This is a genomic window from Candidatus Ruminimicrobiellum ovillum, assembly GCF_002392975.1.
In the GTDB taxonomy this organism is placed as follows: Bacteria; Elusimicrobiota; Endomicrobiia; order Endomicrobiales; family Endomicrobiaceae; genus Ruminimicrobiellum; species Ruminimicrobiellum ovillum.
Genome location: NZ_DGIC01000004.1, coordinates 19730 through 36537, shown reverse-complemented (window position 1 = coordinate 36537; position 16808 = coordinate 19730). Strand labels below are relative to the sequence as shown.

The window sequence follows — 16808 nt, the reverse complement described above, 5'->3', positions numbered from 1 at the left end:
CGACATTTACGGCAGATTTTGATTTGATATTTATAGACGGTGAAACAAAGTTCAGAATAGGTTTGGAAAGTTATATATTAGATGATAAGTTGGGAATAAGACTCGGCGGCAGAGAAGAAGCATTTGATATCGGTTTCGGATATGAGTTCACATTCTTGAACGATTCAACATTAGCAATAGATTATGCGTTTGAGTTGCCCTTTGAAATAGAAGAATCATACGGTTCACATTTTATAGCACTTTCGTTTAGATTCTAATTGATTTAAGATTATAATAACAAAAACGGGAAGAAAAAATCTTCCCGTTTTTTTATTGCTAAAGTTTTATATCTTGTAAAATATAGTTGAATTTTGTATAATAATCATATTAGCAAATTCTAAAAAAGATAATTGAATAAATGAAAAAAAATTTAGGTTTATTTTTTATTTCTTTTGCATTGCTTTTTTGTTCAAATATAATTTGTGCAGCGGTTATATCGTCGGGAACAGTTGGAACCGTAGATATCGTTGCGGATTTCAGTAACATGGGCTCGGTAGATTTTTCTTTTGAATTAAAAAATATCGCCGATGATTCAAGCACGGATACAATAAACTGGAAAATTCAGGATGTTGCTCTCAGACAAGATGCTCCTCAATGGAAGTGGTCAACAACATATGCCGTCGTAAAAGCTACGGTAACAGATCCTACGGTAAGTTATTACTTATATCAAAAAAATACCGAAAGCACGGTATACAAATCAACAGCAGCAAGAATAGTTCAAGTTTATACGTCGAGCGTAACATTTGCTCACAGCGGATTGGTTCATGAAGAAAAGCAAGGCGGTGACTACGGCGGATATATCGCATTGAGTTATTTCTTCTCGGCAAACAAATTATCAAGCTCGGAATTGCAACGTGAATATGATCCCGAAACTATGACACAGTCCGGTGATAAAGTTGCAAGATATTTTACCGACGAGGCGGATTATGTTGCTTATTATAACGGTACTGTTTTGAAAAGCGAGATAACAAGCACGGAATCAAACTTTAAAAGAGAATATGCCGTAATTGCTTGTGCAAGTGCCGGTGGTCTTGTTTTCGGACCTTATGGTGCAGACGGTAGTTTTGCTCCGTGGGCACCGAATGAAGTACAACGAAGTAAAACGGCATACATGTATTTCGGTGGAAACTTTATGAATGTATTCCGTGGCGACATTTTCGGTACGGATAAAATAGTTATTGAAAAGGTTGTTGAGTAATTATGAATTTTAAAAAGGTTTTATCATTATCATTTGTGTTCTTGTTTGCAACGGCAAGTGTTGCTTTTCCTGCCAACAATACAAGAAACGTTTATAGTGTTTATTCCGACAATTTTAACGGTGCACATTTTTATGGTGTCAATGATAATATTCCGGAAAGTGATACAGATGCAATAAAGTTTGATGTTTGGGAAGATCAGTGGACGCCGGGCGGAACAATGACGAGTGAATCGGTAGAAAGTTCGGCCGGAGACCTTGCGCCGGAAGGTAACCGTTATATGAGATTTAAATGGAAACAATATACATGGGCCGGTTGCGGGTATACTCGCAAAAAAGGCACAACAACCAATGCCAATATAGATATGTCCGCTTATGCAGGCGGTACAATTAAATTTTCTGTTCGTTCAACATCTTCTGCTGTTTTACAAAATTGCGAGATAGGTTTTAGTATTGTAAATAGTGGTACCGAGGTTCAAAAGTGGCAATATCTAAAAAATTTAAGTGGTTTTGATTCAACCTCAACAACTTGGCAAGAACTTACTTATAATATTCCTACGGGTACATCTTTATCTCAAGTCAGATCTTTCTTCATTGTCAGACAAACGGCAAATGTTGTTCAAAACGATACTTTAGATATAGATAATATTCGTTGGGTAAAAAGCGCTGAACCTGCGGAATTTTCAGTCATAAGAAAAAAAGTTTCCGATAATTCCGAAGTTTCAGATCAAACAACACCTATATCTTTTTCCGAAGACACTTTCGGACAAGGTTGGGCTGTGGCAGACCAATATTTGGAACTTGATATTGATGGCGATTTAGGTGGTAATAATTGGAAAGTAAGATTTTATACAAACAATGATAAAGAAGGTCTTTATAATATTGCAGACACAAGTGATGTTTTACCTACGGCATGGAAAATAAGTTGTTCAACGTTACCGTATACTAATTACGATGGCTCTGCAATTACCGATTATAATTCGTTGGAAATCGGTGAAAATTGGGCTCCGGACGGAGAAACATTATATGGCTTATACGATGCGGGAAAAGTTCGTGTGCTTGGTGAAGGTGCAAAAACTTGGTATCCTTGGTTTTTTGTAAAAGCCAAAGATGATTCTTCGCAAGCTTCGATAGTTTGGCAAAATGTTCCCGGTAATCCTTCACAATCCGGTTGTCATACTTTTGAAAATACCGATGCAGGCGGAGTAACGACACAATATTACGATGCTCTTACTGATTTTTATGAAAGGAAACCTAAATTGTTTTTTGCTTGTAATACAGGAAATGCGAAAGCATCAAAATATACGGCAAGTTTTATTATTAGTTTAAGTTATGAATAATTTTATGAAAAAATATATTCTTACTTTTTGTTTAATGTTTTTATGTTCTTTGTCTTTTGCTAATTTCTCGGTAACTCCGACGGTAGTTAATGTTTCGGGTGTGCCGGGGGCATCTTATGAAAATGTATACTTGGTTACAAATAAATTTGAAACGCCTATGACTTTTACCGTGACTTTATCTAACGGGAACTGCTTTTCCGAAAATGAAGGTGTGGATGTTAACGATTGGCTCAAAATTGAAAAAACGGAATTTTCGTTAAATCCCGGTGAAACAATAAAAGTTCCTTATGAAGTTACTATAAATGAAAAAATGAAAGGCTCTCTTTGCGGCAGAGTAAAATTTAGTGTAGATCAAAGTTCTATGATAAATCTTTCTATTTCGGTTCCTATATATGTTACTGTTGAAGGAACGGAAAACATAAATTTTGAAATAGAATCTTTAGATTTAGGTAAAAGCGACATAGACGAAAAATTTTATTATAGGATGACTATAAAAAATACCGGTAATGTTCATATAAGACATTCCGGAAAAATACAAATTTTCGATTCTAAAAAAACAAAAGAAATAAAAAATATTAATATAGAAGAAACTGTTCCTACTTTTTGTGAGAGTTCAAAACAGTTCGTTGATAGTATAGGAACATTGGAAGACGGAACATATGTTGCTGTTTTCACTGTAGAAGATTTAGGAAAACAGGCAACAAAAGAAATAAAATTTAAAGTTGAAAAAAATAATATAGAAAAAATAAAAAGTTTTTGGGAAAAGTTAAAAGCTAAATGGAAAGAGTTTTTAAAAATATTTCATTCTTAATAGTAATGTTAGCTTTGTCGGTATCGTGTTGTTTTGTTAATGCCTATGCGGCATCAAGCGAAACTTTTAAAACGATAACATCGGTTGTTGATTTTTCGTTTATAGAACCTGCAATCGAACACGAAAAAATAGATACCGTTTTGGCCAACGGAATTTTAAATGCAAAAGTTTATGCAAATTTCGGTGAAGCAACTTCCGGAAATGCTGTTTTGGAATATAAGTTGGATTCCGGTGAAGTTGTAGAGATAACAAAAACAGGTATAACGAACAGAAGAGATTTTTATATCGGGACACCGAAAGGCACGATAACAAAAGATAACAGTATTATAGAGTATAGAATTAAATGTGTGTTTGATGTAGATGGTTCGGAGTATGTCCGTTATGCTCCTGTAGAGGCATCATCCGAAACATTTGTTACGGTACAAGTCATAAATGTAATAGAAGGAAATATTGATGGTTCCGCGGGCGGAGAAATATCTGTTTTCTGCGGAGATCAATCCAAAGAAGATGACGGTTATGTAATAGTTTCTGTTCCCGAAGGTGCGTATAGCGGTGAACATAAGGTAACGGTAGACTTTTTGGAAGAATCTTCATCTTCAAGCGGTTCTTCTCAAGTAAGAGAAAATGTAATTTCAACTGTATCGCTTGATATTGAAGGAGTTTCCGAACTAAATAGTCCGATACTGATAAAAAATCTTCCTTTACAAAACGAAACACAAGCATCTAAATTTAGTTTGCAATATCAAAACGGAACAGAGTGGGAAAGTGTAACGGGTGCAAGTTTGTCTGTAGATAAAAAATATCAGGTATATACTTTTGCTGCTTCGGATTTAGGCTCTTATAGAGTTATTGAAAGTATTAAATTATCTGATTCAAGTTACAGACCTAAAAACAGAATAGTAGTAAAAGGTAAAATAGGTAACAGTTATCCGGGCTTTGAATTCAAATATTTGCAACAGGGTGACAGTATAACTATATACGATTTGAAAGGTAAAAAAATAAGAAAAATATCTGCTGACGGTTCCGATCCTACCGTTTGGGATGGCAGAAAAGATAACGGCGATTGGGCGGAAAGCGGAACATATATTTATCAAATTAAATTGAAGAGCGGCGGAGATGCAATAAGCGGAACAGTCGCTTTCGTTTGGTAAAAAATTGCTTAAAGCAATTTTTACAGGTGAAAAGGTGAACACGAATTGTTTTACAATTCGTTGGTGAAAGGGTGAAAAGTTTGTCATCCCGTACTTGATACGGGATCTCGCAGTTAAAACCTTTAAGCCATTCACCCGTTCACCCTTTAAGCTAAAAAACACGAGGTGTTTTTTTTGAAAAAAGTATTAGCAGTATTATTATTAACCATAGTTTTAACGATGAGCCAACATGCATATGCGGCTTTTGAAAGTACCTATTGGGGTGTAAGGGCATTAGGTATGGGCGGAGCATTTACCGCGGTATCCAACGATGCAAATGCACCGTTATACAATGTGGCCGGTTTGGGCTTTGTTGCACAAAGAGAAGTTACCTTGATGGGTTCAAGATTGTTTGCAGGTCTTGAAGGTGTGGAAATAGGAGCAAACTATATCGGTTATGTTCATCCTATAAACGCTAAATACGGTTCTATTTCTTTTGCATGGTCATCGGTGTCTACTCCGGGCTTAAGAAGAGAAGATTCTTTTAATATCGGTTATGCAAGAGTATTAAACGATATATTAAGATTAGATAAAGAAGTTGTTGAATTAAGTGCAGGTATAAATTTTAAGTATTTACTTCAGGAAGTAAAATTTGACGTATCGGAAACCGATTTACCGACATACAAAGGTGCTGCAACAGGCGATATCGGTATTTTGGCAATGTTTGCAAACGGTATAGGTGTAGGTTTCAGCAGTAAATATATAGTTCCCGCAGATATCGGATTTATGGAAAAAGATGAAGTAAAAAATATAAATGTAGTAGGTTTAAGTTATTACAGTGACGAGTTGCCGTTAATAAAAATACCTTATTTTACAGTAGCATTAGATGTAATGTTTAGAGATGACGAAACTTTTATAAAAGCCGGTGTGGAAAGTTATGTCTTGGATAGAAAATTGGCAATAAGACTCGGCGGCAGAGAAGAAGCTTTTGATATAGGTTTCGGATATGAATTCGCATTTGCAAACGAAACTAAATTAATAATAGATTATGCATTTGAATTGCCGTTAGAAGTTGAAGAGAGTTACGGCTCTCATTTCATAGCACTGTCATTCCGTTTCTAAGAAACGGAATAGCGAAACGGATTTATCTTTTAAATTCTAACTTCGTATTTTTTTCCTTCGAGTACCAGCCACTTCGTTTTTCCTTCAGTACACTTCAGTCGTAAAATACTTCGTTATAATTTAAAATCTGTAAATCCTTTGAAAGTAACAAGTAAGGAATTTATATTTTAGTTTCTTCATTCTAACCTAAAATCTTAAAGTCTCAAAAGACAAAAGTGGTGTCATTGCGAGGCTGTGTAACCGCCGTGGCAATCCAGAGCTGTTGTCGTTAATTATAAATTGTACATTGTAAATTATAAATTGCTGTTCTGCCTTGTCATCCCGCACTTGATGCGGGATCTCTTTGTTTCTTGTTGTCGTTTCCAATCTTCCAATCTTCTAATCTTCCAATCCTCCGCCGTCCTGTCATCCCGCACTTGATGCGGGATCCCGTGCAGTTGCCGTCATTCCGGACTCTGATCCGGAATCTATCCAAATATTTTTCCTGTTTGTCTTTGGTGCTCTCAAAGGATTTACAGATTTTTGTCGTTTGCCGTTGGTTGCAATCAAAGAGTTTCTCAGTTTTTGTTTAGAATGAAGCATTTGCCGACTGCGGTGTACTGAAATGTAAGCGATAGCGGATGGTACATAAAGAAGGTAAATGCGAAATTATAAACAAAAAATAAAACTCGTTTAGCCGTATAATTATAGTTAGAAATATGGTATAATTTATAAGATAATTATAATATTGCTTTAAGGAAAAATCTTATGAAAACAAACGTAAAAAAACTTTTAAAATTAGCGGAAAAACCGTCTAAAGATGCAAGAAGATTACACCCTTTTTATAAAGGTAAAATAGAAGTCGTTCCTAAATGCAGAATAAGAGATTTTAACGATTTTGCAATATGGTACAGTCCGGGAGTAGCTGCAGTTTGTAAAGATATAAACAAGCAATTGGAACTTGCATACGAACATACAAACAAATGGAACTCCGTTGCGGTTGTCAGCGACGGAACAAGAGTGTTGGGACTTGGCGACATCGGTCCTGAAGCTGCAATGCCTGTTATGGAAGGTAAAGCATTATTGTATAAGTATCTCGGCGGAGTAGATGCTTATCCTATTTGTCTTGCAACGAAAGATCAACAGGAAATAATAAATACCGTTAAAATTTTGCAACCTTCTTTCGGCGGAGTAAACTTGGAAGATATTGCTCAACCGAAATGTTTCCCTATACTTTACACATTAAGAAAAGAATGTCATATTCCTGTTTGGCACGACGATCAACAGGGAACGGCACTTGTTACACTTGCCGGTTTAATAAACGCTTTAAAAGTAGTAAATAAAAAGATATCCAAAGTTAAAATTGCAATGCTTGGTGCGGGTTCCGCAAATATTTGTATTGCAAGATTAATAATGTTTTACGGAGCAAATCCCGCAAACATAATAATGGTGGATTCTAAAGGAACATTGAACAAAAAGAGAAAAGAATTGAAAAATTCGCATCCTGAAAAATGGGCAATGTGTTGCGATACTAACGGTTCGAATGTTGAAGGTACAATAGAAACCGCAATGGAAAATGCGGATGTTTTGATATGTTTATCTACACCGGGACCAAACGTAATAAAGAAAGAATGGATTAAAAAGATGGCAAAAAATCCTATAGTATTTACATGTGCAAACCCTGTTCCGGAAATTTGGCCGTGGGAAGCAAAAAAAGCAGGTGCTGCAGTAGTTGCAACAGGCAGAAGCGATTTTGAAAATCAGGTTAACAATTCATTGGGTTTCCCGGGAGTATTCAGAGGAACACTCGATGCAAGAGCAACAACAATAACCGATAATATGTGTATTACCGCAGCAGTAGAACTTGCTTCATGTATTCCAAACAACAAAATAAAACCGACACAAATATTGCCGACAATGGACGATTGGAAAGTTTATCCGAAAGTCGCAGCGGCAGTTGCAGTAAAAGCAATAAAAGAAAAAGTTGCACAAAGAAAAGCAAGTTACGACCAGTTTTATGCTCAGGCAATGAGTATGATAAAAAGAAGCAGAGCGTTAACCGCGGATATGATGAAAAACGGATTTATAAAAAAATCAAAATAAATTTTTGCTTTGCAAAATTTTATAGTTGAAAGGTTGAAGGGTTGAAAGGGTGAAAAGTTTGTCATCCCGTACTCGATGCGGGATCTCGTAGTTAAAACCTTTAAGCCATTCACCCATTCACCCTTTAAACTAAAAAACACGGAGTGTTTTTTAATGAAAATAAACAGTGAAGAAATTATCAATAAAGTTTGTGAGCTTTGCGGCGAAGTAAATTTCAATTTACCGCAGGATGTTATTGATTGCATATCATCGCACATAAAAAACGATAATTCCATATCCGACAATATTCTAAAAGAAATTTTGGAAAATGCAAAAATAGCAAGAGAAAAAAAGATTGCATTATGCCAAGATACGGGAACTGCAAACTTTTTTGTGAAAATCGGTAAGGGTGTAGAAATAGTAGGTGACGATATTGTTACGGCGATAAATAAAGGAGTATCTCAAGGTTACACAAAATATTATTTGAGAAAATCTATTGTAAGTGATCCTTTAAACAGAATAAATACAAAAGATAATACTCCCGCAAACATATATTTTGATTTCGTTGACGGAGACAAAATAGAAATTACAATATTAACTAAAGGCGGCGGCAGCGAAAATGCAAGTTTTTTAAAAATGCTTACACCGCTTGACGGTTGGCAGGGTATAAAAAATTTTGTTATAGAAAGTATGAAACTTAAAGGATCGAATGCTTGTCCTCCGGTAATAGTGGGGTTAGGTATAGGGGGAGATTTCGCAAGTGTAGGTCTTCTTGCAAAAAAAGCATTGTTAAGAACAATAGGCAGCAAAAATATAAAACAAGATTATAACGATAAAGAGCAGGAATTGTTGGGAGAAATAAACAAATTGAATATCGGGCCTATGGGGCTTGGCGGTAACCCTACGGCACTTGCCGTATTTATTGAAACAAAACCTTGCCATATAGCATCTATGCCTGTTGCAATAAATGTGCAGTGCCATTCTTGCAGAAGAAAAACAATAACATTATGAAGATAACAATAGAACAATTATTACAAAATATTAAAGATTTTAAAGCGGGAACAAAAATAGAACTTACCGGAACTATTTATACCGCAAGAGATCAGGCACATAAAAGGTTAGTAGAACTTTTAAACGGCGGTAACCGGTTACCGATAGAATTAAAAGATGCTTGTATATATTATTGCGGACCGTGCCCTAATGCACCGGACAAAATTATCGGTTCTTGCGGACCGACAACATCTTCAAGAATGGATGTTTATACACCGAAAATGTTGGATAACGGTGTAAAAATTCTTATCGGTAAAGGTAAAAGAAGTAAAGAAGTTTTTGATTCGATACAAAAAAATAAATCAATATATTTACTTGCTACCGGCGGAGTCGGAGCATTGATAGCCGAAAAAGTAAAAAGTTTTAAGTTGATAGCTTTTGAAGATTTGGGACCGGAAGCAATTTACGAAATAAAAATAGAAAATTTTCCGTTGATAGTCGGAATAGACTGTAACGGAAACACCCTGTTTGGGTGAAAAGGTGAACACGAATTGTAAAACAATTCGTTGGTGAAAGGGTGAAAAGTTTGTCATTGTGAGCCGATTTATCGGCGTGGCAATCCATTGTTGTGTCATCCCGCACTTGATGCGGGATCTCGTTGTTAAACCTTTAAACCATTCACCCTATAAACTAAAAAATCGCAAAGCGATTTTTTAAGGAGACATCATGTTTTTAGCAATAGATATCGGAAACACAAATATTACACTCGGTTTGTTTAAATTCAACGGTAACAAAATCGAAGATAAACCTTTTCAAATTTGGAGAATAGCAACATCCAAAAAGAAAACTGCGGACGAATATGCGATAAAAATTTTGGACATATTTTATTATTCGAAAATTGATATATCCAAAGAACAAATTAAAGCCGTTGCCATTGCAAGTGTTGTACCATCACTCGATAATGTTTTCGCGGATTTAACAAAAAGATATTTCAAAAAAGATGCAATGTTTATTACAAGTAAAAGAGCGGGCGGCTTAAAATTTTCGTATAACAATCCGGAAGAAGTCGGTGCGGACAGAATTGCGGATGCCGTTGCAGTTTATGACAGGTATAAAACAGCTTCGGTGGTTATAGATTTCGGAACGGCAACCACATTTGATTGTATAGATAAAGACGGAAATTATTTAGGCGGTGTAATAACTGCAGGTCCTTTAATATCAGCTGAAGCTTTAACGCAAAGAACCGCAAAGTTGCCGCAGGTTACTTTAAATATGCCCGCAAAAATTGTAGGCAGAACAACCGTTGAATGTATACAGTCCGGTTTGTATTACGGATATATCGGGTTGGTAAAAGAAATTTTGCATAGAATAAAAAACGAGATGGGTGAAGAAAATATAAAAATTATTGCTACAGGCGGTCTTTCGTATCTTATGGTAAAAGAGATGGAAGAAATAGAAGGTGTTATACCTGAACTTACATTGGAAGGTATAAAAATAATTTGGGAAAAAGAAAATTGCTAAAAAAATCAGGTGAAAAGGTGAACACAAATTGTAAACAATTTGTTGGTGAAGGGGTGAAAAGTTTGTCATTGTGAGCCGATTTATCGGCGTGGCAATCCATTGTTGTGTCATCCCGCACTTGATGCGGGATCTCGTTGTTAAACCTTTAAGCCATTCACCCATTCACCCTTTAAACTACAAAATTGCTTCGCAATTTTGTAAGGAGTAACTATGAAAAAATTATTATCCGTATTTGCAGTTTTGTGCTTCGTGTCTATTACTGTTTTTGCCGGACCTTTCGCTAAATTCAATGATATGCTTGATTATACAACACAAGAACAAGCTCAAAAATATTTAGATAATTTAGCATCGGATTTGGGTAATATTATGACAGGCGGAAGTTTCAGCGCTTCGGCAGGTTTAGGACTTAACGGAATAGATTTGCACCTTAAAGTGAACTATAACAAAGTATCAAGCGAAATTTTTGAAGCGGAAGAAATAAACGAACTTTATGTGCCTATGCTGACCGGCGCCGTGGCTCTTCCGGGTAACATAAATATTTTAGCAAAATACGGGTATATGCAAGATACAAATATTTACGGTGCAGGTTTAAGATACAAAATATTTGAAGGTAAAGATCTTATTATTCCGTCTGTCAGCATTCAAGGTATGTATACGCTGCTTAAAGCTGATGACGGTATCAACAAAGTTGACGGAAACAATTTGGGTTTAGGTGCGGTTGCAACATTTAATATTCCCATAGTAACTCCTTATATCGGTGTTGGCTGGGACAAAACGAAAGTTAATCCGAAATCATCAAACAAACAAGATTTGGAAGGCAGTTACGAAGGGTTCGGCTACTATGCCGGAGTTTCCGTATCGGCTGTTATTATTAACGGAACCGTAGGTATAAGCGTGTATGACGGTTATGTATCATACACTATCGGTCTCAGTTCGGGATTTTAATAAAATAAGCGGCATTAAATGAATAAAATAAGATTTATAGTATCAGCTTTTTTTGTACCGTTACTTTTGGTATTGATATACGATTTTTTCCAATTGTTTTTTTCTTTCGCAGGGAAAACAAATTTCGATATCGTTCCTTTTTGGATAGGAATAGCCGTTTATTTTTTATTTCAGGTAATATTTTTTAAACCTATGTCCACTTATGTTTTCGGACATGAACTTACACATGCATTGGCAGGCCTTTTAAGCGGTGCTCAAATAAAAAAGTTTAAGGTTTCCGCAAATAAAGGAAGTGTTACTTTAACAAAAGATAATATCTTTATAACACTTTCTCCGTATTTTTTTCCGATATATCCTATAATAATCATTTTGATATATTTTAGTCTCGGTTGGTTTATGGATATTACCGGAATATATTCCTGGTTTTTATTTTTTGCCGGTATGTCTCTTGCTTTTTATTATGCACTTACTTTTTATGCAATAAAAGTCGGTCAGGAAGATATGAAAATTTACGGAAAGTTTTTTTCTTTTGTTTTTGTTTGTTTTATTAATATAATAATGGTAGTATTGGTTTTGGCTTGGATTTTTCCCAACCACATTTATGTTAAAGATTTTTTTGTTAAAGTATTTACTGACGGTATAAATTTTTATAAATATATTTTTATGGGAGTATATAAATGTTTGGCTTTCCTAAAGACGAAATAAAAAGAAAAACTTTTCATATTCTTACACTTATTTATGTCGCGGCATATTGGTTCTTACCTAAAACCGTGGTTTTAATCGGTTTATTGACAGCAATAATAATTGTTTTGTTGGGCGAATTTATAAGAGCAAGGAACGAAAAGTTTAATGTATTTATATTAAAAGTCTTGGGCGGTGTTCACAGAGAATCCGAAACACACAAAATAAGCGGTTTGCCTTGGACACTTTCCGGAGCATTTTTAACAATACTTTTGTTCCCTGAAAAAACATTTGTTTTGGCAAGTTTTTTGTATCTTGCTTTCGGTGATGCCTGTGCCGCACTTTTCGGTAAAGCTTACGGCAAGCACAAAATATATGCAGGTAAATCTTTGGAAGGAACATTTGCTTGTTTTATGGCTTGCTTAATTGTAGGTTTAATAGTTTTACCGAGTTGGCAGTTTGCCGTTGCAGGTGCAATTATAGCGGCTTTTATAGAAACTATTCCTTGGCCTTTAAACGATAATTTTTGGATGCAAATAATAAATGCGGGTATATTAACATATATCGCAAGATTTTTTTATTAAAGCATGAAAAAAATAGTTTTCATACTGTTACTTTCACTTATCACAACATCTTTGTATGCGGAGCAAACTTTCTTTTCAAGAGGAAGTTTAAATGTAAAGGAAATTGCTCTTTCCTTTGATGACGGACCCGGCTTAAACACAAAAGATATCTTAAAAATTTTAGACAAAAAAGATGTAAAAGCAACATTTTTTTTGTTGGGTACTTCCGTAGCAAAAAGGCCTAAACTCGTAAAAGATATTTATTCCAAAGGTCACGAACTTGCCAACCATACATATAATCATATGAATTTTTTCAGATACGATGAAGAAAACGACAAAAAAGAAAAGATAAAAGAAGAAATCTTGCAATGTCAGGATTTAATAAAAGATATTACCGGCTTTAGAACAAAGTTGGTAAGGTTTCCGCACGGATACTTAAAAGAAGATGCAATAGAAATTGCAAGAGAAACAAATTACAAAATAATCAATTGGACTTTCGGTATAGATTGGGAAAGAGCTTTATCGCATGAAGAAATGTTGGAACTGTATTTGGAAAGTGCAAAACCCGGAACAATTTTCTTAATGCACGATCTTCAAAAAAATACTACAATAATAAAGATGTTACCGGTGTTGATAGACACATTAAAAAACAAAGGATATAAATTTGTAACTGTAGGTGAAATGATAAATAAAAGATTATCGGAGGAAAGTTTATGAAAAACATTGTTATTATTTCCGTTCAACAAAGGAAAAATGTTTCAAGTGCGGTTCAGGAAGTTTTAAGCGAATACGGTTGCCTTATAAAAACAAGATTAGGTATTACCGACAGCACTCCGAAAAAATGTTCTCAGACGGGACTTATAATATTGGAATTTTTGGGAAATAAAAGGGAAGTAACTTTAATGACAAAGAAGTTGTCTAAAATAGTAGGAGTTGTTGTAAAGACGGTTTCAATATAAACTTTTTACGGTTTTGTCGGGAGGTAAAAATTATGAGATTATCGGGAATTGTTATTACGAGTTTAATGCTTGTTTCCTCTTTGTCTTTTGCCGAAGTTTTACCTCCGTTATTTCAAGCCAAAAGGAACAATACTCAAAGACAGGGAATAACTTATACCGTTGTTGTGCCGTCCGAATATAAAGATGAAGAACCGATAGAATACATTGTTACGGAACAAGGTAAAGATAAATTAATTGAATCCGCCCGATACGGGACCAATAAGTATCTTTTAAAAGATAACAAAGTATATCAAATTCCGGATTTAAGCAAAGTTCCCGAAGGAGCACTTGTTTCTATTGCTGTTTTAAGCGGAGAAGCAAGAGAATCTTTTGATGAAAAAACGGACAAGTTTAAAGTTCCTAATTATGCGGGATTTAATATTGAAAATAAAGAAACGGTTAACGGATTTCAATGTCAGGTTGCAACAAAAGTTATTACCGAAGAAAGAAAGTTGGATGAATACGAAAGAAAATTTACGGTTCAAAGAATATTAAGAGTTTATATAACCGAAAAATACGGGTATCCTACAAGAATGGAAAGAATTATAAGAAGCAAATACCCTAAGGAAACGAATTGGACGGAAGCAAAACAGGAACAAGATACCGTTAATATAATAAATTTTAATACGGAAACATCGTGGAAGAATTTAACGTTACCGAAAAATGCTTTTGTCGAAAATATCTTTAAACCGGTTTCAATAGATAAAAGACAGGAACTTAAAAAGACACGAAATTTACCCGAAAAATATGACAAATATAAAGAATAAGTAATAAGATAAAACATATAAAAACTTCTGCAACGGTTTTTTGCGGAAGTTTTTTTTTGTTTATTTCTTATAAAAAATGGTAAAATACATAGAACAAAATTTATAATAATTATCGGAGCATAAAAATGTACTTTTCAAAAGCTTTTATACCAACATTAAAAGAAGCACCTTCGGATATGGACAATATTTCGGCAAAACTTATGGTTCGTTCCGGAATGGTAAAAAAATTGGGCAGCGGACTTTTTGAAATTTTGCCGTTAGGTCTTAAAACACTTGAAAATGTTATGAAGGTTATTAAAGAGGAAATGGCTTCAATAGACGGGCAGGAAGTAAAACTTCCGTTACTTTTACCTAAAGAATTGTGGATAGAAACCGGAAGGTGGAACGTTTACGGTAAAGAACTTTTTAGAATAAAAGACAGAAAAAACGCGGAGTTTGCACTTGCTCCCACACACGAAGAAGCAATTACGGATCTTGCAAGAAGTTTTATAAGATCTTATAAACAGTTGCCTGTAATGCTTTATCAGTTCGGTATAAAGTTCAGAGATGAAATAAGACCGAGATTCGGTGTTATGAGAGCAAGAGAGTTTTTAATGAAAGACGCATATTCTTTCCATGCAACCGAAGCCGATTTGGAAGAGTATTATAAAAAGGTTTATGCCGCTTACGAAAGAATATGTAAAAGGTGCGGATTTAAATATAGAGTTGTTGAAGCGGCAGCCGGTGCAATAGGCGGAAACTTCTCTCACGAATTTATGGTGCTTGCAGATACCGGCGAAGAAGAAATTGCATGGTGTAATTGCGGTTACGGAGCAAATTCCGAAAAAGCGGAATGTTTGGAAGATATATATGAAAAATCCGATGAACAGGTTTTGGATATGCAGGAAATTTCCACACCTAATGTGGGAACTATCGAAGATGTTTCAAAATTTTTAAATTCTTCCGCACAAAAATTCATTAAAACAATTATTTATGTTGCTGACGGTAACCCGATAGCTGTTTTGGTAAGAGGCGATTACGAAATTAACGAAATAAAGTTGCAATCCGTAATAGGTTGCAGTGAACTTGAACTTGCTACACCCGAAATAATTATGGAAGTTACGGGTGCAAAAGTAGGTTTTGCAGGTCCTGTAAATTTAAAGAAGAAAATTAAAATATATGCCGATTATTCTGTTATAAATATAGTTAACGGCGTTATAGGCGCAAATAAAGATGATATGCACATAAAAAATGTAAATTATAATAAAGATTACAAAGCAGACATCGTTGCCGACTTAAGAAAAGTTGTTCATGGTGATACTTGCCCGAGATGTAAAAAAGAAAAATTACAATTTTCTAGAGGTATAGAAATTGGACACATTTTTAAGTTGGGAACAAAATATTCAAAATCTATGAAAGCAACATATCTTGATGCTAACGGTAAAGAAAATTTAATGATAATGGGTTGTTACGGTATAGGTGTAACAAGAATACTTGCAGCAACTATAGAACAATCTTACGATGAAAACGGTATCATTTGGCCTGTAGCACTTGCCGCATATAAAGTTTCTATTATACCTGTAGATTTTAATAACGAACAAATAAAAGAAACCGCGGAAGCAATATATAAAGAACTTAGAGCATTAAAGATAGATGTGTTGCTTGATGACAGAGATGAAAGAGCCGGTATAAAATTTAAAGATGCCGATTTAATAGGTATACCGTTTAGAATTACTATCGGTGAAAAAAATCTTAAAAACGGTAATGTTGAATTCAAAAACAGAAAAGACGATAAATCCGGAGCACAAGTTATAAAAAAAGAAGAAATAGTTTCAAAAATAGTGGAAGAACTTAAAAAATACGAGATATAAATAATGGAAAATAAATACGATATAGCCGTTATAGGTGCAGGCCCTGCGGGATACAATTGTGCAATAAATTTTGCTAAACAAGGTAAAAAGGTTGTAATAATAGAAAAAGATAATTTGGGCGGAACTTGTTTAAACAGAGGTTGTATTCCAACAAAATTTTTGTGGCAGGCGGCATCCGTAAAACAAACAATATCAAAATCTTATGAGTATGGACTAAAATCTTCTTTGGAACCTGTAAATTTTCAGGAAATAATAAATAAGAAAAACAGATTAGTTGAAAATTTGGTTAAAGGTGTGTCGAGATTACTTACCGCAAACAAAGTTGATATTGTAAAAGGAAAGGCAAGTTTTAAAAATAAAAATGAACTTAATGTTAAAACGGAAACGGAAGAAATAAATATATTTGCAGATAAAATAATTATTGCAACAGGTTCGGAAACAAAATCAATTCCAACCGTTGAATACGATCATCAAAAATATATCGACTCAACCGATGCTTTAAACTTAACCGAAGTTCCCAAAAGTATGCTTGTTATAGGTGCGGGAGCTATCGGTATAGAGTTAAGTTCTATCTTTGCAGTTTTCGGTTGCAAAGTTACTCTAAGAGAAATTTGTCCGCAGATTTTGCCCAGTGAAGACAGCGATTTGGCACAAGAACTTTCAAAAGTGTTGGCAAGACAGGGAATAAAAGTTGAAGTTTCTTGTACCGACACATTAAAAGATAAAGACAGCTTTGAAAAAATATTGATAGTTGCGGGACGAAAGTCTAATGCCGATGAACTAAAACCGGAAAAT

Annotated in this window: 19 protein-coding genes; 18 read left to right on the top strand and 1 reads right to left on the bottom strand. The window is 34.7% G+C overall.

The genetic code is table 11. The features are described 5' to 3' along the window. From B2Y85_RS02075 to B2Y85_RS02050, 6 genes are all read left to right on the top strand, one after another. Window positions 1-257: hypothetical protein (locus tag B2Y85_RS02075; RefSeq protein WP_372518821.1), on the top strand; the 257-nt coding region annotated here is incomplete at its 5' end. A gap of 140 nt (window positions 258-397) precedes the next feature. Further along, window positions 398-1237, top strand: a complete 840-nt coding sequence (locus tag B2Y85_RS02070) for a hypothetical protein (protein ID WP_372518820.1) — start codon at window positions 398-400, stop codon at window positions 1235-1237. A gap of 2 nt (window positions 1238-1239) precedes the next feature. Next, window positions 1240-2574 (top strand): hypothetical protein, encoded by a 1335-nt coding sequence (locus B2Y85_RS02065; RefSeq protein ID WP_372518819.1) that lies wholly within the window; start codon window positions 1240-1242, stop codon window positions 2572-2574. A gap of 4 nt (window positions 2575-2578) precedes the next feature. Next, entirely contained in the window at window positions 2579-3385 is an 807-nt protein-coding gene (locus B2Y85_RS02060) for a hypothetical protein (RefSeq protein ID WP_372518818.1), read from the top strand. Continuing rightward, a complete protein-coding gene (locus B2Y85_RS02055) occupies window positions 3352-4536 on the top strand; it encodes a hypothetical protein (RefSeq protein WP_372518817.1) in 1185 nt (394 codons plus the stop codon). The genes B2Y85_RS02060 and B2Y85_RS02055 overlap by 34 nt, the downstream gene beginning before the upstream one ends. Before the next feature lie 174 nt (window positions 4537-4710). Further along, window positions 4711-5637: a hypothetical protein gene (locus B2Y85_RS02050; RefSeq protein WP_372518816.1), complete on the top strand. Its 927-nt coding sequence runs from the start codon at window positions 4711-4713 to the stop codon at window positions 5635-5637. A 405-nt stretch (window positions 5638-6042) separates the two neighbouring features. Here B2Y85_RS02050 and B2Y85_RS02045 read toward each other — a convergent pair whose 3' ends face one another. Next, window positions 6043-6219 (bottom strand): hypothetical protein, encoded by a 177-nt coding sequence (locus B2Y85_RS02045; RefSeq protein ID WP_372518815.1) that lies wholly within the window; start codon window positions 6217-6219, stop codon window positions 6043-6045. Window positions 6220-6384: 165 nt separating this feature from the next. Between B2Y85_RS02045 and B2Y85_RS02040 the strand changes: the two genes are divergently transcribed. From B2Y85_RS02040 to B2Y85_RS01985, 12 genes are all read left to right on the top strand, one after another. Further along, entirely contained in the window at window positions 6385-7719 is a 1335-nt protein-coding gene (locus B2Y85_RS02040) for an NAD(P)-dependent malic enzyme (RefSeq protein ID WP_372518814.1), read from the top strand. Between the two features lie 153 nt (window positions 7720-7872). Next, window positions 7873-8709: a fumarate hydratase gene (locus B2Y85_RS02035; protein ID WP_372518813.1), complete on the top strand. Its 837-nt coding sequence runs from the start codon at window positions 7873-7875 to the stop codon at window positions 8707-8709. After that, a complete protein-coding gene (locus B2Y85_RS02030) occupies window positions 8706-9224 on the top strand; it encodes a FumA C-terminus/TtdB family hydratase beta subunit (protein ID WP_372518812.1) in 519 nt (172 codons plus the stop codon). The genes B2Y85_RS02035 and B2Y85_RS02030 overlap by 4 nt, the downstream gene beginning before the upstream one ends. 190 nt (window positions 9225-9414) lie before the next feature. Continuing rightward, entirely contained in the window at window positions 9415-10209 is a 795-nt protein-coding gene (locus B2Y85_RS02025) for a type III pantothenate kinase (protein ID WP_372518811.1), read from the top strand. A gap of 210 nt (window positions 10210-10419) precedes the next feature. Beyond that, complete coding sequence (locus B2Y85_RS02020) at window positions 10420-11154, top strand: hypothetical protein (protein ID WP_372518810.1); 735 nt, start codon at window positions 10420-10422, stop codon at window positions 11152-11154. An 18-nt stretch (window positions 11155-11172) separates the two neighbouring features. Continuing rightward, entirely contained in the window at window positions 11173-11859 is a 687-nt protein-coding gene (locus B2Y85_RS02015; RefSeq protein ID WP_372518809.1) for a M50 family metallopeptidase, read from the top strand. Next, complete coding sequence (locus B2Y85_RS02010; RefSeq protein ID WP_372518808.1) at window positions 11832-12419, top strand: diacylglycerol/polyprenol kinase family protein; 588 nt, start codon at window positions 11832-11834, stop codon at window positions 12417-12419. Before B2Y85_RS02015 ends, B2Y85_RS02010 begins: the two co-directional genes overlap by 28 nt. 3 nt (window positions 12420-12422) lie before the next feature. Further along, window positions 12423-13115 (top strand): polysaccharide deacetylase family protein, encoded by a 693-nt coding sequence (locus tag B2Y85_RS02005; protein WP_372518807.1) that lies wholly within the window; start codon window positions 12423-12425, stop codon window positions 13113-13115. Further along, on the top strand, window positions 13112-13357 hold the full coding sequence (locus B2Y85_RS02000) for a hypothetical protein (protein ID WP_372518806.1): 246 nt from the start codon (window positions 13112-13114) through the stop codon (window positions 13355-13357). The genes B2Y85_RS02005 and B2Y85_RS02000 overlap by 4 nt, the downstream gene beginning before the upstream one ends. Window positions 13358-13389: 32 nt before the next feature. Beyond that, complete coding sequence (locus B2Y85_RS01995; RefSeq protein ID WP_372518805.1) at window positions 13390-14163, top strand: hypothetical protein; 774 nt, start codon at window positions 13390-13392, stop codon at window positions 14161-14163. A gap of 125 nt (window positions 14164-14288) precedes the next feature. Continuing rightward, on the top strand, window positions 14289-16013 hold the full coding sequence (locus B2Y85_RS01990) for a proline--tRNA ligase (RefSeq protein ID WP_372518804.1): 1725 nt from the start codon (window positions 14289-14291) through the stop codon (window positions 16011-16013). A gap of 3 nt (window positions 16014-16016) precedes the next feature. Continuing rightward, window positions 16017-16808 (top strand): dihydrolipoyl dehydrogenase family protein (locus B2Y85_RS01985; protein ID WP_372518803.1); only part of this gene is annotated, 792 nt, incomplete at its 3' end.